The organism is Pseudomonas sp. Sample_21, assembly GCF_004307525.1.
GTDB lineage: Bacteria > Pseudomonadota > Gammaproteobacteria > Pseudomonadales > Pseudomonadaceae > Aquipseudomonas > Aquipseudomonas atacamensis.
In genome coordinates this window covers 1-1,432 of the sequence record NZ_RCNZ01000019.1, presented here as the reverse complement: position 1 = coordinate 1,432, position 1,432 = coordinate 1, and the positions used below count along the sequence as shown (strand labels likewise).

Genomic DNA, 1,432 nt, shown 5'->3' with positions numbered 1-1,432 from the left:
AGGCACCGTCATTGGGCACTCCAGAACGGCCGAGGCCGAGATCATCGGCGAAGCGATGCTGGACTTTAAAGCTCCAGCCATCAAAGAAGCGCCCGACAACATCCTCAGCCCGTTCGCTGCCAAAGACATGCTTACAGCGATTATCCCGGCCAACCCATTGCTCATCGGCGCGCAATTGAGCGTAACTTGGTCCGGCACCGCCGGTGGCGGCAGCCACACTACCACCCCGATCAACCTGAGTACTGCCGGGCCTCATGAGGTTTCGATTCCAAACACAGTGGTGCCTAATAACCTGGGCAAATCGGTAGTGGTAAGTTACTTCGTGGCAATTAACGGGAAGCCGTATAATTCCTTACCTTCGACGCTGACGGTGCAGGCAATTGCGAATGAAGACCCAGCGATGGGCAGGCCTTTCATTATACAAGCAGCCAATGGGGGCGAGGGACCTGAGCTGGACATTAGTCAGCAGCCTAGCGAGGTTACCATGCGAGTTAACAGTTACCCTTACATAGCTCTGGAGCAATACGTATGGCTGCGACTGGAGGGGACCAACACTGATAACACGTTATACACCCAGACGTTCTGGCAACCGCCTGCTGGAAAAACCAACTCCACCTGGATCTCCCAAGGTTATTACACGCAAGCAGTTCCTCTTGCAGTACTGAAAAACCTAAAAAATGGAAGTAATTTAATTGTGGAGTTCAAAGCTGGATTGACAGGCAGCCAAGTGGAAGCGGAAACAGTGACTTTCCCTAGAAAAATTTACACAATCAAGACGCTTGATGCTGTCTCCGGCTTTGAAAACTGGCAGACTGAACCAGTTCAAAAATTCTTGATAAACACACCCGCACATTTCAAAAGTGGATTATCTTTTACTCTTCTGGAGGGTAGAGAGTTTTCATTTATCGAAAACAGGAGTGGAAATCATATACTATTCCTTAAAAGACACTCACGCGGAAAATTTGGCTTACCGGGTTCCGCCAAAAAAGTAGAGTTCTTATTTCACAACGCCCATTCAATCAACAACATCTATTTTTTTGATGCTAGTGAGCAGTTATTCGACGCTAGGAAACTTCCGCTGATTGGCAACAATTTCGAGCGATTCGGGTTTGATGCGCCCGCGGGGCGTTACGTTGCTTACTTTGAAATAGATACAACAGGGGAAGCAGGCGGAGGACTTTATTTTGATGACATACGTTGGAGCTGATAAAGCCTTATCAGAAAAAGGGGTGGAATTTATAGTGGGACACAGATCCTGCGACGTTTGAAGAGCCTCCTCGCGAAGACTGAGTATCAATCACTGAAATATCGACTGAATAACCGCATTCGCGAGCAGGCTCGCTCCCACACGACCTGCATCCGCAGCGACCTACCATCCGTCGCAAAACCACCCTCCACTGTCAGATCTGACAGTAGCCAACTTCCCCCGCCC

Annotated in this window: 1 pseudogene; it reads left to right on the top strand. The window is 49.3% G+C overall.

Annotation, left to right across the window (positions count from 1 at the left end):
- Nucleotides 1–1,207, top strand: a pseudogene (locus D8U71_RS28290) (hypothetical protein); the annotation flags it as partial.
- Nucleotides 1,208–1,432 lie beyond the last annotated feature (225 nt).